We start from the raw sequence: 16529 nt of genomic DNA, 5'->3' as shown, positions 1-16529 counted from the left end.
AGTCAGACTCCCAATCCCAGGATTCGGCCAGCGATGATGTTCTTCTGAATTTGTGCGGTGCCGCCCATTACGCTCTGGGCGCGGCTGTACAGGTAGGCGCTGAGCAGATCGGGGTCGTCGACCCCGCCGACCGCCAGCGCGGCGTGACCGACGGACTGCTCCACCCAGGTCATCAACAGCTTGTCCAGTGACCCTTCCGGGCCGTGCGAGACGCCGTCGAGTTGTTCGGACAGCCGGCGACGCACGTGCAGCCGCAACATCTCGGTCTGCACCGCCGCCCAGGCCAGCTCCTCGGGCGCCTCGCCGGGCACCCGAGCGGCCAACTGGCGCACCAGTTTCCCGTACCGGGCGGAATATCCCAGGGTCGACGGCTCGCGTTCGTGGCCGACCACCGTCATCGCCAACGCCCAGCCCTCGCCGGGCGCGCCGATCATCTGGCTGGCCGGCACCGTCGCCCCGTCGAACAGCACCTGCCCGAATTCGGTGGTGACGCCGTTGATCATGCGCAGCGGCCGCTGCTCGATGCCGGGCTGGTGCATGGAGATGATGAACGCCGAGATGCCGCGGTGCCGCGGCGCGTCCTTATCGGTGCGGGCCAACAGCAGACACCAGTCGGCGACGTCGGAGTAGCTGGTCCAGATCTTGTGGCCGTGGATGACGTAGTCATCGCCCTCCGGGGTCGCGGTGGTGGTCAGCGACGCCAGGTCCGAGCCGGCGCCCGGTTCGGAGAAGCCCTGACACCACCGTTCGGTCCCGTTGATCATGCCGGGCAAAAACCGTTGCTGCAGTTCGGGGCTGGCGTGCCGGCCCAGACCGACGACCAGGTAGCCCAGGCTGGGCCGCGGCGGGGCACCGGCGCGGGCCAGCTCCTCGTCGACGATGACGTCATAGACCGGGGGCAGTTCCTGGCCCCCGTAGGCGCGCGGCCAGGACAGCCCGAAGAACCCGGCGCCGTACAGCGCCTGATGCCATTCGCCTTGGCGCGTCCAGTACTCGTCCTCACCGGCGGACAGGAAGGTGCCCGCCCGCTCGGTCAACCAGGCCCGCAGCCGGTCGCGGAAGGCGGCTTCCTCGGGTGAATCACGAAAGTCCACTGTTGATCTCCCTCAACGTCACGGGCCACAGCCCCGTCGATACCAGTGCGCGCCGCAGATAGACGTGGGCTAGGCATTCCCAGGTGTTGCCGATGCCGCCGTGCACCTGGATGGCGGTCTCGCACACGGTCCGGGTGGCGCGCGCGCAGTACACCTTGGCGATGCGTGCGGCGGCGATCGCCTCGGTGCCGCCGAGTTCGTCGACCGCCCAGGCGGCGTGCCGCAGCACGCTGATCGACCCTTCGATCAGCGCCAGCCCTTCGGCCAGCAGGTGTGCGATGGCCTGGTACGAGCCGATCGGTTTGCCGTATTGCTCGCGGATCTTCGCGTAGTCGCAGGCCAGTGCGTGCGCGCCGCGCGCGGTGCCGACCAGGTCGGCGCCGGTGGCCACCAGCGCCAACGTCTGCCAGCGCAGCGCCGCCTCAGGGTCCAACCGGCCCACCGGCTGCGGCGGTCCGCTCAGGTCGGCGCCGGTTCGGGTCAGGTCGGCGCCGGCGCGCACCGCGCCCACAGCGGCGGTCAGCACCGTGTCGTCGTGCAGCAGCACGGCGTGTTCGGCGCCGCGGGCGTCGATCGCGGTGTCCCCCACCGCGATCGTGGCCGCCCCGATGTCGGTGTCCAGGTGGCGGGTCAGGTCGTCGGCGAGCACCGGACCCAGATACGGCACGTCGACCAGGCCGCGACCGAACTCCTCGGCGACGATCGCCACCTCCACACCGGAGGCCCCGTCGGAGCGCAGCGCGCGCCACCCGGTTTGCGCGACGGCTTTTTCCAGCCGCGTCCGCCGCGCCTCGTCGTCGAGGTCACCGACCGACCCAGGACCCAGATCGTCGGCCAATTTCGCTGCGGCGTCACATAATTGCCGCTGCTCAGCGTTCAGCCGGACATCCATACCGCTCCTTTAGTACTCGGCGTAACAGTTTTCCGGACGGCAGCCGGGGTATCTCCGGGACAAACACCACCCGGCGCGGCCGCTTGTAGGACGCCAGCCGCTCGGCGACCAACGCCACCAATTCCGTGTCGGTGACCGGTGCGCGGGTGGTGACCGCGGCGACCACGGCTTCCCCGTCGGCGGGATCGGCGACCCCGAACACCGCGCAGTCGGTGACGGCCGGATGGCCGTGCAGCACCGTCTCGACTTCGGCGGGCGCGACCTGAAAGCCGCGCACCTTGATCATTTCCTTGCACCGGTCGGTGATCCGCAGCCACCCGTCGGCGTCGAGGTAGCCGACGTCGCCGGTGCGATACCACCCGTCGCGCAGCACCTCCGCGGTCGCCTCGGCCGGTAGGTAGCCGGCCATCAGCGAGTCCGCGCGGGCCCAGATCTCCCCGATTTCACCGGGCGGCACCGGGTTTCCGCTGTCCAGCGCCACCACCTGGACCTGCACCCCGGGCACCGGGCGCCCGACACTGTCGAGTCGCGGACACCCCGGCGGACTGCACGCGATGACCGGCAGCTCACTGGTGCCGTAGGCCGGCACCCAGTGCACACCGGTGCGCGCGGTGACGGCTTCGGCGACGCTGGCGGTGACCGGGGTGGCACCCCACATGATGTAGCGCAGCGACGACAGGTCGAAGGACTCCAGGTCGGGGTGCGCGGCGATCGCCAACGCGATCGGCGCGACGGCCATCTCCACGGTGATCCGGTCGGATTCGATGTGCCGCAGCATCGTGGTGACGTCGAACCGGCGGTGCAGCCGCAGCCACGCCCCGGTGTCCAGCGCGGTGATGATGTTGAGCAGCCCCAGGATGTGCGACGGCGGGGTAACGACCTGGATCCGGTCGGCCGCGGTCAACCCCAGCGCGTCCCGCCAGTGCCGCACCGCCGCGGCCAGCGACGCGTGCGTGTGCCGGACCGCTTTGGGCTGCCCGGTGGTGCCCGAGCTGAACACCAGCAGCGCGTCGGCGTCGGTGCGCGGGGGCTTGCCCGCCGGCGGTCCCGGCGTGATCGGCTGGTCCAGGTGCCACATCGGCATCAGTTCGGCCAACACCGGATGATCCCCGACGGCGTGGCCGGGGCGGGTCAACGCCAACGCGTGCGCGACCTCGGCACGCTTATAGGCCGGGCTGAGCAGCACCACCACCGCGCCGAGGCGCCAGATGGCGTGCAGGGCGACGACGAATTCCGGCCGGTTCGACGCCATCAGCGCCACCCGGTCGCCGGTGGTCACCCCGCGCGCGGCCAGGATGCGCGCCAGCCCGCCCGCCAACGCGTCGAGCTCCGGCAGCCGATACTGCCGGTCCTCGAACGCCAGCACGGGACCGGACGATCCTGACACCATTTGAGAAGATCCTATCGTTTTGAGAGAATAGTATTCTCTGTTGTGAAGAACGCAAGCGCGGGAGGGGGCGGCCGGTGGCGATCACCCACGTGTTCCAGCAGGCGACGGTGACCCGGATCATCAAGGAGACCGCCGACGCCCGGACCTTCGTGCTGGCACCGCAGGAGGCCCCGTTTAGCTACCGGGCCGGCCAGTACTGCACCTTCCGGGTCCAGGTGGACGGCGAAGAGCTGTACCGGTCGTATTCGATGTCCAGCGCGCCGGAGACCGATACCGAGCTGATGACCACGGTCAAACGCGTTCCGGGCGGCAAGGTCTCGAACTGGATGCTGGACAACGTCGTCGAGGGCGACGAATTGACCATGACGCGGCCGGCGGGAACGTTCTGCTTGGATTCCGCCGCGGTGCCGGTGCTGGGTTTCGCCGGCGGCAGCGGGATCACGCCGCTGTTGTCGCTGGCCAAAAGCGCGCTGGCCGGCACGGACCGCAGCGTGCGGCTGCTGTGCGCCGACCGCGACGCCGGGTCGGCGCTGTTCGACGCTGCCCTAGCCGAGTTGGCGGCCCGGCACCCCGGCCGGCTGTCGGTGCGGCGGCATCTGGACGCCGACGACGGGTTGCTCGACGCCGCCGCGGTGCGCGAGTTCGTCGGCGCCGACACCGGCGCCGACTGCTACGTGTGCGGTCCGGAGGGTTTCATGACCGTGGTGCGCTCGGCGTTGCCCGGCCCGGGCCGGGTCTTCGTCGAGGACTTCGACATCCCGACGCCCAAGGCGCCCGCTCCCACCGCCGCGACCGCCGAGGCCACCGGCACGGTGACGATTCACCTGGAACGCAAGAAGGTGTCGGTGCCACGGGTGGCCGGGGAAACGCTGCTGGAAAGCGCCCGGCGCGCCGGGCTGGCCCCGCCGTTCTCCTGCGAGGCCGGCAACTGCGGAACGTGCATGGCCCACATCAGCGAGGGCAGCGCGACCATGCGGGTCAACGATGCGCTCGACGACGATGAGGTGGCCGACGGCTACATCCTGACCTGCCAGGGCGTGCCGGACACCGCGTCGATCACCGTGCACTACGAGTGAGGGTGGCGCGCTAGGACCCGAAAACGACGGGGACGGACAGCGGTCCGCGAATGGCCGGGGCGTCGCGCCAACGCACCGGGCCGGCCAGCACCGGCCGGCGGGCCAGCACCTGCGGCAGCGCCGCGGTGATCTCCAGCCGGGCCAGCGCGGCGCCCAGGCAGTGGTGGGCGCCGTAGCCGAATGACAGCGGCGCGGGCCCGGTGCGGTTCAGCCGGAACCGGTCGGGGTCGTCGAACACGGCGGGGTCGCGGTTGGCGGCCGCGACGGCGACCAGCGCGGTCTGACCGGGCGCGATCTCGACCCCGGCGATGCGGTGGTCTTCGGTGGCGGTGCGCACCACGGCCTGCGCGGGCGCGTCGAGCCGCAGCAGCTCGGTGACCAACGCGGGGTCTTCAGCGTCGATGCGGTCGGCGAGCCGGGTGCCGTCGTCACCGGGGGTCAGCAGCCGGGCCAGGCCCGCCCCGAGCAGGTTCGCGGTGGTTTCGTGGCCGGCCACCGCGATCAGGATCGCGGTCATCACCACGTCGTCGAGGTCGAGGTCCGAATCGGCGGCGATGAAGCTGATCAGGTCGTCGCCGGGGTGCGCGCGCCGGTCGGCGGCCAGCGGCAGGAACTCGGTCATCAGCTCCGCGGCCGCCGCGGCGCCGGCCCGCACGTCGTCGGTGTCGGCCAGGGTGCCCAGCATCCGGATGATCACCGGCGACAGCTCACGCAGCAGCCGCGAGCAGCCGGTGTCCAGGTTCAGCCACTCGCCCACCACCGCGATCGGGATCGGCAGGGCGATTTCGGCCATGAAGTCGAAGCCGGTGTCGGGGGCGGGGTGGTCGATCACCGCGGCGACGATCGCGTCCACCCCGTCGGCGAGCCCGGTGATAAACGAGCGGGTGAACACGTCGTGCACCGCGCCGCGCAGCCGCTGATGCGTGGCGCCGTCGGCGAACAGCATGGAGCGGCGGGTCAACTCCTGGCTGGCCGGGTCCATCACCAGCCGGGCGGCGGGATTGGCCAGCGGATCGCTGGTCCACCCGGTGCCGCCCAGCACCTCGCGGGCCACCTGGTAGCCCAGGACCAGCCAGCCCTGCGCGGTGTCGTCCCACACCACGTCGCCGGCGCGGCGGCGGGACCGATAGAACGGGTAGGGGTCGGCGGCGTCCCACGGCAACCGCGGCGCCGCCAGCTCAGCGCTGGTCATGCTGGTCCATTCCGTGGGGCAGGCCGCGGTCGCGGACCCAGGCGTCGTGCTGTTTGCCCACCGCGGTGATCGGTGCGGCGACGCCGTCCATGTCATCGACCGTGGACCGCACGTGGAAGGTGGCCTCCAGCGCGGTGAAGATCGCGTTCATCGACAGGTTGATCCGGGCGAAGAACACGAAGTCGGGCGGCACCAGCATGCGCCGCAGCGGGTGATCGGCGGCCCGCACGTCGACCAACGACCGAATGGACCGCTCGGCGGCGTCTTTGGTGTAGGTGGCTGGTTGCGGGGCCAGCAGCTCATAGGTGATCGCGGTCCACCACTGGTAGGCCTCGTCCGCGGTGAGCGTGGAATCCTCGGCGAGGAAACCGCTTTCGGCCATCAGATCGCGCAGCTCAGTCCGGCGACCGTCCAGGACGGCCCGCAGCATGCGCACGATGTGGTGACGGTGGTATTCGGGCAGTACCTTCACGCAGCCGAAGTCGACGAATCCGACCCCGCCGTCCAGGCCGAACCGGTAGTTGCCCGGATGCGGATCGGCGTGAAACAGGTTGGCGTGCCGGTAGGAGCCGGTGACCATCCGGCCGATCACCTCGGCCCAGGTGTTCTTCAGGTCCTGGTCGGCCTGTTGGGCTGCGGCCCAGTCCAATCCGTCCAGATAGGTCATGGTCAGCACCCGGCCGCCGGAGGCCTCCGGGATGACCTCCGGCACCCGGATGAACGGGTGATCGCGGTACAGCTGGCTGAACGCGGCGATGTTGGCGGCCTCGTGCCGGTAGTCGATCTCCTCGGAGATCCGGGCGGAGATCTCGCGGGCGGCCTGCCGCATGTCGGGCATGGCGCCCGCCGCGGTGGATACGAACCGGACCACCGTGGTGAGCAGTTCGGTGTTGGCCAAGTCGTCGCGAATCGCCTCGGCCACACCGGGATACTGGATCTTGACCGCCGCCGGCCGACCGTCGGGCATCACCGCGCGGTGCACCTGTCCGATCGAGGCGGCGGCCACCGGTTCGTCGGTGAACTCGGCGAACACGTCCGCGACGGGCCGCCCGAGTTCGGCCTCTAGCACGCTGCGCGCCAGCGCCGGATCCATCGGCGGCGCGTCGGCCTGCAACCGGGTGAGGGCTTGCTGATACGGCGAGAGTTCACCGCCGCCCACGGCGCCGGCGTCGACCAGGGAGAACATCTGGCCGGCCTTCATCAGCACCCCTTTGGAATGCCCGAGCAGTTGGGCGTAGCGCTGCGCGGTGCGTTCGTGGAACCGCTCGACCGCGGTGGCGTCGCCGGTCTTCTCCCGCAACGCGGCGACCATACGGCCCCCGGCGGCACGCGCGGTGAACCCGGCCAGCGGCATGGTGCGGCGCACCCGGCCGCGCGGCACCTGACCGTCGGTATTCACCATCGCCACCTCCCCGGCCAGCTGCTAAAGTACTTACTTTCCGATACTAAGTGAACACTTTGGGGCGGTCAATGGCGGAAGTGACGACGCGGGACCGACTGGTCACCGAGGCGATGCGGTTGTTCAGCGAGCAGGGCTACCGGGCGACCAGCGTGGCCCAGATCGAAGCGGCCGCCGGCCTGGCTCCGGGCTCGGGCGCGCTGTATCACCACTTCAAATCCAAGGAATTGCTGCTGGAAGCCGGCATCGACCGGCAGCTGGACCGGCGCCGCGCCATGCGCGATATCCGGGCGCTGTTCGCCGGGCTGGGTGATCTGCGCACCGAGCTCACCCTGCTCGGCCGGTATCTGCTGACCGTGCTGGACGAGGAGAGCCAGCTGCTGCAGATCGCCGCCCGCAGCCCGGCAGAGCAGTCGACCCGGCTCAACGACGCCTACGCCGCCCTGGTCGACGGGCTCTACGCCGAGCTCGCCGACTGGATCCGCGGCTGGGCGCCACGGCTGAGCGCCGACGCCGCGAAAACCGTTGCCGTGGTGGGCGCTAACGCACTGCTGGGCAAGCGCGCCACCGGGGCGCTCTTCCACGCCCCGGCCACCGAGATGCCCGACGAGGCCTTCCTCGCGGAGTGGACCACGATGCTGGCGCTGCGCGTCGAGTCATCCCCTGCTTGACGCGGCCCCCGCGTTGACGCTGCCTGTACCAGGCGGGTCACTCGGACTTTTGCCTGGTGGACGCAGCGTCAACGCGGCCTGGCTAGGTCACCGAATCTGTTGCGCGAGTTCGGCGATCATTTCGCGGGTGCGACGTTTGGAGGCGATCAGCTGGTCGCGGTTGTCGCCGATCGGCAGCAGCCGCACCGACAGGTCGGTCACCCCGGCATCGGCGAAGCGGCGGAACCGGGCCAAGATGGCCTCTTCGTCGCCGGCGGCGCACAGGTCGCCGACGTCGCGGGCGTCGCCGCGTTCGAGCAGTCGCTGGTAGTTCGGCGAGACCTCGGCCTCGCCGAGGATCCGGTTGGCCCGCTCCCGCGCCGCGTCGACTTCCGTTGCGGCGCACAGGCAGACCGGGATACCGGCGACGATGCGCGGAGCGGGCCGCCCGGCGTTGTCGGCGGCCTTGGTGATGCGGGGCGCGATGTGATCGCCGATGGCCCGCTCGTCGGCCATCCACAGCACGGTGCCGTCGGTGAGTTCGCCGGCGATACCCAGCATCACCGGGCCCAGCGCCGCGACCAGCACCGGCAGCGGCGCCACCGCTCCCAGGTCGAGCGGGTTGTGCACGGTAAAGGTGTCGTTCGCCACGTCGACCGGTCCCGGGCCGGTCAGCGCGGCGCCCAGGACCTGCAGGTAGTCGCGGGTGTAGGCGGCCGGCCGCTCATACGGCAGGCCGAGCATGTCGCCGATGATCCAGTGGTGGGACGGGCCGACGCCGAGCGCCAGCCGCCCTCCGGCGGCGGCGTGCACCGATAACGCCTGGCGGGCCAACGCGATCGGATGCTGGGCCTGCAGTGGCACCACCGCGGTGCCCAGTTCGATCCGGCTGGTCCGGGTCGCCATCAGCGCGACGGCGGTCAGCGCATCGAAGTCGGTGGGCACCTGCGGGATCCACGCGGTGTCCATCCCGGCCGCCTCGGCCCACTCGATGTCGTCGAGCAGCTTGGTGACCTTGCGGGCCGAGTCACCACGTTCCGCCCCGATCATCACTCCCAGACGCACGGTTCCTCCGTAAAGCCGACTCTGCAATCACTGATAACGTACTTGCAAAAAAAGAGAATGCCAATACCGCTGCTCGAAGGAGAGATGATGGCGATCCCCCCGAACGCGTTCACCGACCGCACGCTGGTGATCTCCGGCGCCAGCCGGGGCATCGGCTTGGCCATCGGGCTGGCCGCGGCCCGGCGCGGCGCCAACGTGGTGCTGTTGGCCAAGACCGATCAGCCCCATCCGCGGCTGCCCGGCACGGTGCACACCGCGGCCGCCGAGATCGAGGCGGCCGGCGGCAAGGCGCTGGCCGTGGTCGGTGACGTGCGCCGCGAGGACGATGTCCAGCGCGCGGTCGACGCCGCCGTGCAGCGCTTCGGCGGCGTGGACGTCTGCGTGAACAACGCCAGCGCGATCGCCACCGAGCCCACCGAGAAGCTGTCGGCCAAGAAGTTCGACCTGATGCAGGACATCAATGCCCGCGGCACGTTTTTGCTGACCAAGGCCTGCCTGCCGCACCTGCGTACGTCGACGAACCCGCACGTGCTGACGATCGCGCCGCCGATCAACCTGAGCCCGTACTGGTTGGGCGCCCACCCGTCCTACACGTTGTCGAAGTACGCGATGACGTTGCTGTCGCTGGGCTGGGCCGCCGAGTTCGCCGAGGCCGGGATCGCGGCGAATTGCCTGTGGCCCGAGACCTATATCGCGACGTCGGCGGTGACGAATCTGGCCGACGGCGACCAGCTGGCCAAGTCGTCGCGCAGCCCGCGGATCATGGGTGATGCCGCCGCGGAGATCCTGGCCCGCCCGGCCGCCGACGCGACCGGCAACTGCTACATCGACGCCGATGTGCTCACCGCGGCCGGCGGCTACGACCTGGCCGACTACGGCGGCGGGGACCAGCCGATCCGGGACCTGTTTTTGGATTAATCCCGCACCGCGGTGACGTAGCTGGCGTCGGTAAACGGCATCTCGCCGTCGGCGAACGGGGTCAGCCCATAGCGGCGGAACAACTCGGCGTTGCCGGCGCCGACCGTGCGCCAGCCGCGGCGGTTCAGGTAGTCGGCGGTGTCGTTGCGGTCGCCGAAGTACAGCAGGTCGGTCACATCGAGGTTGGCGCCGTCATAGCCCCATCCGGCCCACAGCTCGGCGGTCTGCTGGCTGCGCTCCCGGATCCGGTCACGGTCGGCCTCGGTGAGGTTGGCGACGGATTCGGTGCCCAGCCGGCTACCGGGTGCGCTGAGCCGGGTGATGTTGTCCAGCAGGCGGTCTTGGGCGTCGGGCGGCAGGTAGCCGAGCAGCCCCTCGGTCAGCCAGGCGGTCGGCCGGCTCGGGTCAAACCCCTGCGCCTGCAGCGCGGTCGGCCAGTCCTCGCGCAGGTCGATGGCCACCGGCCGTCGATCGGCGGCCGGGGCGGCGCCCAGCTCGGCCAGCGTGCGGGTCTTGAACTCGATGACCGCCGGCTGGTCGACCTCGAACACGGTGCTGCCGTCCGGCCAGGCCAGCCGGTAGGCCCGGGTGTCGAGGCCGGACGCCAGGATCACCACCTGGCGGATGCCGGCCTGCATCGCCGCGGCGAAGAAGTCGTCGAAGTATTTGGTGCGCACCGCCAGGTTCTCCGACATCCGGACCAGGTCCATCGCCGGGTCGTCCCCCGTCCCGGCCAGCTCACCGCGGGCGAATTTGGTGAAGAACTCGACACCGACCGCGGTGACCAACGGTTCGGCGAACGGGTCGTCGATCAGCGGCCGGGGCTGGGTGCTCGCCACCGCCCGCTGCGCGGCGACGGCCGTCGCGGTCGTCCCCACGCTCGACGCCAGATCCCAGGTGTCGCCTTCGGTACGCGCCATCTCATTACCTCCCAGTGAGCCATTGGCGGTCTGTCTAGTTAGTTAGCTTAACAAATTAGATGGGCGGCTGCAGGAGCGGGCGTCGCGGCGAGGGCGAGTCTGCCCTCAGGGCGTCGAGGCTGAACCGGCGGCATCGAGCCTGTGCTCAGGGCCGGATATTCGGCGGGAACAGGCGCTCAGTACAGGCTCAGCGCCACCACCGCAGGATCGGCGCCCGCCCGGCGACGCCGACAGCCCGTGCCCCTCAGCGGTCCCGGTGGTCGTCGACGACGATGCGGGCGCGCGCCACCCCCTTGCTCGCGCCGTCCGGCGCCCGGCCCAACATGCCCGCGCCCGCCGAGGAGACCGGCACCGGGGCGCCGCCCATCGGGAAGGTGGTCGTCGGGCCGCGCAGTTCGGCGGCGTTGAGCACCCCGGCACGGCCCAGTGGCCGGCCGCCCTCCTCCGGGGTGAAGGTGCTCGCCGGCCGGGTAAAGCTGGCCAGCGCCGCGCCGGGGTAGCCGCCGCCCCCGACACCAACGCCCCCGGCGCCCGAGCCGGCGCCGAGCCCGCCGGCGACCCCGGCCCGCCAGGGTTCGGACGCCGCTTCGGTCGCGGCGACATCGGCGGCGGCCACGTCGGTCGGGCGCACCGCGGAGAAGGTGCCCAGCAGCGTCTGCGGCATGCTCGAAACACCCTGGAAAACTTGCCCGGAGGCCTGCCCGACGGAGTTCAGCGGTTCGGTCGCGCTGGACACTAGCTGCGACCCTTGCTCGAAGACCGAACTCAGCGGCGCCGTCATCTCCCCCGGCGATGCCGCCGCCTGCGCGCCGGCCGGCACGGCCTGGGCCGGGGCGCCCACCGCGTCACCCGGATTCGCCGCCGCTTCGGCCACGGCGGTGGCCGCGCTGGCCGGCGCGGCCGGTGAGGCGCCCATCGGCGCCACCGGGGGCGGCACCGCCAATGCGGCCGTCAACGCACTCAGCGCACCCGAATACGTCAGCCCCACACTGGAATTGTGCGGCCAATGCTCGCCGAAATACTCCATATCCCGTTCGATGATGGCCGGGGTGTTCTGCCCGAGAATATTGCTGGCCATCAACGCCGCCCACTCGTCGCGGTTGGTCTGACAGACCACCGACGGAATCACCGCCGGGCGCGCGCAGGCGTAGGCGTCCAGCGCGGCCTGCACCACCGACACCTTGTGGGTGGTCCATCCCACCATCGTCTGCAATCCGGCGTTGAGGCCGGTCGCGCTCACCGTCGAGGCGGCCCCACCCAATCCAATCCACTGGGTGGCGGTCGCGGCGGTGTTGACCGCCGACAGACCCATGGACAGTTCGTGGCTGATGGTCTCGGTAATCCACACCAGTTGGTTGGCGATCGTCGAACCCGGGCCCGGGCCGGCCTCGAGGATCGCCGCCACCACTTCCGGCGGACCCATCCACCGGGGGTCGAGCGCCATCGGCCCGTTAGGGCAGGAAGCTCGACAAGTTGGTGGCGCTGGCCAGCTCGTTCAGCAGGTAGCTGATCGACGACAGGCTTTGGCCGCCGGCGAACGCCACCCGCTGCCCGACATGTTCGGCGGCCGCTCCCAGATAGGCGGCCCCCGCGGCATTGAGGGCCGCGGCGAACGCCGCGGAATCCGCATCCGCCGCCAGCGGCACCACCCCGGTGAGTGCTGCGGATCCGGCCGCGGTGATGGCGGCCATCTCCCCGCTCAAAATGGTTTCGGTCAGCGCCGATATGTCAACGGCCGCGGTATTCACATCCAGCAACGACATCGTGCCTCCCCAGGTCGAATGCCCCGGAATTTTCCGAGTCTAAGCCGTTCCTCATCCCCTGTCGATACACCTTTGCGCTGCCCCCGCGTCACGTCGGGGCCCCGACCAGAACGCCCTCGATCTCCCCGTCGGAGGTGACCAGCAGGCCCCGCCCGGGCGGGAGTTGCTGGGCGCTGATCCGCCCGAAAACCTTGACGTTGGTGGGGTCGTTGTCCATGAACAGGGTGGGGGATCGCGACGCGGTCAAGCGCTGCAGGAACGGGTTCATCACCGACACCCCGGCCCAGTTCCCGGGCAGCCGGGAGGCGATCACGTGCAGGCCGATCTCCCGGCTGCGTTCGATCAACCCCCACAGCGGCGCGGTCGCGGCCGGTTTGCCGATCCCGCCGTGCGGGCGCAGTTCCTGCTCATCGTCGAGCAGGACGAAATGGTGGGCCCCTTGCCACGCCGACCGTTGCAGCAACTCCTGTTGGGTCAGCCCGGCGGGCGGCAGCCGATCACGCAGCAGCGCGGCCAATTCGCCGATCACCTGGTCGATGTCATCGGCCGTGTAGGCATAAGCCCGCACGTGCGGGCCGACCACCTTGCCGATCAGCGACGTCTTGGGATCCAGGATGGTGATCTGTGCCTGATCGGGGCTGAACCGGCTCAGGACGGCCTGGCCGAACGTCGCCAACGTGGTTGTCTTGCCGCATAATTGACGTCCCATCACCAACATGTTGGGCACCGACCGCGCGGGCAGCGCCACCGGCTGCAGGGCGGTCTCGCCGATCGCGAACGGGATGTTCAGCGGATCCGCGGCCGCCGCGGTCCCCGAGTAGGCGGTGACAATGCGGGTCAGCGGGATCCGCTCGGGCAACCGGGCCAGGGTTTCGACCTTGTCGGTGCCGGCGACCGCGCCGACGACCGGGCCCACCTGCCGGGCGCCGAGGCGGCGCCCGTCGGCGCCGGTGATCTCGGGCAGTCCCACCAGCAGCTCGTAGCCGTCGCGGGTCAGGCCGAATCCCGGACGGTCCAACGTGTTGCGGGCCGCCTTGCGCTGCTCCATCGAGGTTCCCATCTGTGACTCGTCGGGGTTGGACAGCCGCAGTTGGATGCGCACGTTGGAGACATTGAGCAGGGCTTGCTTCTGCCCGACGAACCAGGCGGTGGCGCTGGTGGCGACGTGCATGCCGTAGGACAGGCCCTGCCTTGCCACCGCGATCGCGCGGTCACCCACGGCGGGGTCCTTGTCGTAGAGGTCCCCGAAGTTGTCGATGACCAAAAAGACGTCGCCGAACTTGTCGGCCGGGTCGGTGCCAGCACCACCGCCCGCCCCGAACCGCCGTTCCCGGAACTCGGCGATATCGATCTGGTAGTGCTTGAAGGCCGCCTCCCGCGCCCGGATCAGCCCTTCGATGGTGGCGATGGTGCGGGACACGCCTTCGCTGTCGGCCAGGCTGACCACCCCGGCGACGTGCGGCAGGGTCTCCACCGGATACAGCGCCGCGCCGATGCAGAAGAACGTCACCCGATCCGGCCGGTACATCAGCGCCGCGGACATCATCACCGTCATCAAGGTGGTGGATTTGCCGCGTTGGGCGGTCGCGACCACCATCAAATTGTCGAGTTCGGCGTCGATGACGTGCACCCGCTGCGCATGCTCGTCGGGGATGTCGACGACGCCCAGCGGAAACAGCAGACCACGGTTCTGCCCGTACCCGACGTGCCACGGCTGACCCCGCCACCGTCCCACCAGCGCATCCACCGGCTCGCTGGCTTCCAGCGGCGGCAACCAGATCCGGTGCGGCGGGCGGGCCGGATGGGCGCTCAACGACTCCCGGATGACGTCGACGACCTTCTTTTTGCGGAACCCGTCCGGATGGAACACGAACTCGTCGGGTTCCTCGGTCTCGTCGACCACCGTCAATGCCGCGCTGTCGGCCGCGCTGAGCGGCTGGTACTCCCAGGTCAACGGCCGCGGCTGCGAGAAGCCCACCGCGACAGTCTTGTTCACCTGCGCCGTCTTCTTCGGCAGCACAAACGGCGCGGAGACGTAGAAGCAGCGGAACTGCTCCAGGTCGCGGGGCCCGACCTTGAGCAGCGCGTACCCGTTCTCCCGGGACGGCAGGTGCAGCGCCGCGTCGCTGCCGATCACGTCGCGGGAGTCTTCGGCGGTCTCGGCGCGCAACGCTACCCGGAACGCGATGTTGCTTTTCGCCTTGCTCAGCGACGACAGGTCCAACCGCTGGCCGCCGAGGGTGAAGAACACGTTGCAGCCGCGCCCTTCCTGACCGATGTGGATGACCAGGTCAATCCACTCCTGGTGGTGGATGAACAGCTCCAGGTACTCGTCGATGATGACCAGCAGGATCGGCACCGGTTCTAAATCCCGTCCCGCCAACCGCATTTCCTCGTACTCGTTGGCGTCGCGCGCGCCGGCGTCCTTGAACAGCCGGTACCGCCGTGCGATCTCGCCGTTGATCGCCTTGCGCATCCGGTCGGCCAGATGCCGGTCGTCCTTGCCCAGGTTGGACAGGGAGCCGGCCACGTGCGGGAACCCGTCGAGGTCCTGGGCCGCAGACTCAAACTTCATGTCGACGAAGATGACGATGAACGTCTCCGGTGAGTGAGTCAGTGCGATCCCGCTGCACAGCGACAAGAAGTATTCCGATTTGCCGGAGCCCGAGGTGCCGATCACCACCGAGTGGAACCCGAAACCGCCGAAATCCTTGGCGCGCAAGATGACATACTGCAGCTCCCCGCCGGGTTTGACCCCGACCGGCACCATCGCCCACTTCGGGTCGCCGCGGCCGCGGCTTTCGGCCCACAGCCGGTCCACATCGAGCTGGCGCGGGTCGGTGACGCCCAGCGCGCGCAACAGTTCCCCGCCTTGGCTATCGGTGGTCGGCAGCTCCCCGGCCGCCATCGGGGACCACCGCGCCAACGCCCGCGCATAGCGGTGCGCGGTGCTGTCGGCCACCATGTCGGCGACCGCGTAAAACGCGTCGCGGTGCCGGAGCCGGCCGTCGGCCAGTTCGAAGCGCTGCTCCGCGTCGGCGAAGCCGACCCCGGTGCCGGGGCGGGTGGCCAGCCGCAGCACCGTGATCCCGGCCATCCCTTTCTGCCCGGTGACGCCCTCCCATTGCTCGGGGGTGCCGGCGTTGTCGTCGACGATCACCCAGTGCGGGCCCAGCGCGGGCCCCGTCGCCGATTCGATCGGGGAGGGCATCGAGGTGGGGCTGGCGCCGGTCGGCGGGGTCCACGGTCCACGCCCCTTGCGGTGCAGTTCGGCGTCCAGCGCCTCTTCGAGTTCGTTCGGCGCGGTGAACACCAGCCGCCGCAGACCACAGGCGTCGAACATCTCGTCGTGTTGGTTGTGCGGCAGCCACACCAGCCACGACCACAGCTGCGGGTGCCGGGTGACCACCATGAGTTTCACGTCGTGCGGGCTGTGGTAGACCGCCAGCGAGCACAAGATCGCCCGCATCAGGTCGTGCAGTTCGCCGGGGTCGGCACCGACAAAGCTGAAGCCGGGTTTCGAGCGCAGGCTCACCACCTTCCCGATACCGCGGATCTTGCTCTGCTCCAGGATGAAATCCCGCAACGCCCCGCCGGTGACCGGTTCGAGTTCTTCGCCGATCGGGACCTCCGGCCACTGCAGCGACACCGCCGAATCGCTGGTTGCCTGCACGCCGATGCCCAGCCGCACATCCAGAAAGTCGGGGTCCTCGGGTCGGCGCTCCCACATCCGCGGGCCCCCGATCACGGTGTCCAGCTTCTGCGGGTCGCCGTGCACGAAAAGCTGGCTGCGGCGCTGCTCTTGGGCGGCCCGCTGCACCTCGTCGCGGTCCTCGTCGAGTTGGCGCAGGTAGATCCGGCGCTGTTTTTCCTGTTCGCCCCAGCTGATCCGGCGGCCGCGGCCGAACCGGCCGGAAAACATCAACGCGCCGAAACCGGCCAGCCCCATCATCGGGAAGAACCCCGACTGCAGCGACCGGACCCCGGAGGTGTACATCACCACCAGGGTGCCGACGATGCCGACCAGCAGCGCCGGGATGGCGATCATCAGCAGGATGTTGCGCGGCTCGCGTTCCGGCAGGGCCAGCGGTGCGGCGACCGCCACCCGCGCCGGTGGGACGACCGGTACCGGCCGGCGGGCGGCGCGCACGAATCCGCGTTTGGACATGG

General features: G+C 70.1%; 13 protein-coding genes. 3 read left to right on the top strand and 10 right to left on the bottom strand.

The features are described from left to right. Positions 1-2: 2 nt before the first annotated feature. The 3 genes from ACAG26_RS23410 to ACAG26_RS23400 are packed head-to-tail and all read right to left on the bottom strand — an operon-like array spanning position 3 to position 3376. Complete coding sequence (locus tag ACAG26_RS23410) at positions 3-1094, bottom strand: acyl-CoA dehydrogenase family protein (protein WP_370485467.1); 1092 nt, start codon at positions 1092-1094, stop codon at positions 3-5. Further along, a complete protein-coding gene (locus ACAG26_RS23405) occupies positions 1081-1986 on the bottom strand; it encodes an acyl-CoA dehydrogenase family protein (protein ID WP_370485466.1) in 906 nt (301 codons plus the stop codon). The genes ACAG26_RS23410 and ACAG26_RS23405 overlap by 14 nt, the downstream gene beginning before the upstream one ends. Then, the gene (locus ACAG26_RS23400) at positions 1964-3376 is read right to left on the bottom strand and encodes a class I adenylate-forming enzyme family protein (protein ID WP_370485465.1); all 1413 of its coding nucleotides are present in this window, start codon (positions 3374-3376) and stop codon (positions 1964-1966) included. Before ACAG26_RS23400 ends, ACAG26_RS23405 begins: the two co-directional genes overlap by 23 nt. Before the next feature lie 74 nt (positions 3377-3450). Here ACAG26_RS23400 and ACAG26_RS23395 point away from each other — a divergent pair, with 74 nt between their 5' ends. Further along, positions 3451-4452: a 2Fe-2S iron-sulfur cluster-binding protein gene (locus ACAG26_RS23395; protein ID WP_370485464.1), complete on the top strand. Its 1002-nt coding sequence runs from the start codon at positions 3451-3453 to the stop codon at positions 4450-4452. 10 nt (positions 4453-4462) lie between these two features. On the opposite strand, the gene ACAG26_RS23390 is transcribed toward ACAG26_RS23395, so the two are convergent. Together ACAG26_RS23390 and ACAG26_RS23385 are read right to left on the bottom strand one after the other, a co-directional pair. Next, positions 4463-5644, bottom strand: coding sequence for a cytochrome P450 (locus tag ACAG26_RS23390; RefSeq protein WP_370485463.1), 1182 nt, complete (start codon positions 5642-5644; stop codon positions 4463-4465). Continuing rightward, on the bottom strand, positions 5631-7046 hold the full coding sequence (locus ACAG26_RS23385) for an ABC1 kinase family protein (protein WP_370485462.1): 1416 nt from the start codon (positions 7044-7046) through the stop codon (positions 5631-5633). The genes ACAG26_RS23390 and ACAG26_RS23385 overlap by 14 nt, the downstream gene beginning before the upstream one ends. 68 nt (positions 7047-7114) lie before the next feature. On the opposite strand from ACAG26_RS23385, the gene ACAG26_RS23380 reads away from it, so the two are divergent. After that, positions 7115-7714: a TetR/AcrR family transcriptional regulator gene (locus tag ACAG26_RS23380; protein WP_370485461.1), complete on the top strand. Its 600-nt coding sequence runs from the start codon at positions 7115-7117 to the stop codon at positions 7712-7714. An 87-nt stretch (positions 7715-7801) separates the two neighbouring features. On the opposite strand, the gene ACAG26_RS23375 is transcribed toward ACAG26_RS23380, so the two are convergent. Beyond that, entirely contained in the window at positions 7802-8758 is a 957-nt protein-coding gene (locus ACAG26_RS23375; RefSeq protein WP_370485460.1) for an LLM class F420-dependent oxidoreductase, read from the bottom strand. Positions 8759-8845: 87 nt separating this feature from the next. On the opposite strand from ACAG26_RS23375, the gene ACAG26_RS23370 reads away from it, so the two are divergent. Then, complete coding sequence (locus ACAG26_RS23370; RefSeq protein ID WP_370485459.1) at positions 8846-9676, top strand: SDR family oxidoreductase; 831 nt, start codon at positions 8846-8848, stop codon at positions 9674-9676. On the opposite strand, the gene ACAG26_RS23365 is transcribed toward ACAG26_RS23370, so the two are convergent. The 4 genes from ACAG26_RS23365 to eccCa all read right to left on the bottom strand — a co-directional run bounded on the left by ACAG26_RS23365 (position 9673) and on the right by eccCa (position 16527). Beyond that, positions 9673-10596 carry a class I SAM-dependent methyltransferase gene (locus ACAG26_RS23365; protein WP_370485458.1) on the bottom strand — a complete coding sequence of 308 codons (924 nt, stop codon included), beginning with the start codon at positions 10594-10596 and terminating at the stop codon, positions 9673-9675. The two genes, ACAG26_RS23370 and ACAG26_RS23365, sit on opposite strands and share 4 nt — an antisense overlap. A 244-nt stretch (positions 10597-10840) precedes the next feature. After that, on the bottom strand, positions 10841-12040 hold the full coding sequence (locus ACAG26_RS23360; protein WP_370485457.1) for a PPE family protein: 1200 nt from the start codon (positions 12038-12040) through the stop codon (positions 10841-10843). A 7-nt stretch (positions 12041-12047) separates the two neighbouring features. Beyond that, positions 12048-12359 (bottom strand): PE family protein, encoded by a 312-nt coding sequence (locus ACAG26_RS23355; RefSeq protein WP_370485456.1) that lies wholly within the window; start codon positions 12357-12359, stop codon positions 12048-12050. Positions 12360-12447: 88 nt separating this feature from the next. Next, positions 12448-16527: a type VII secretion protein EccCa gene (gene eccCa, locus ACAG26_RS23350; protein WP_370485455.1), complete on the bottom strand. Its 4080-nt coding sequence runs from the start codon at positions 16525-16527 to the stop codon at positions 12448-12450. Positions 16528-16529 lie beyond the last annotated feature (2 nt).

The sequence above is a fragment of the Mycobacterium sp. pUA109 genome (assembly GCF_041287095.1).
GTDB lineage: Bacteria > Actinomycetota > Actinomycetes > Mycobacteriales > Mycobacteriaceae > Mycobacterium.
Note: the sequence above shows the minus strand (reverse complement) of the source record. Positions and strands in the feature narration are given on the sequence as shown.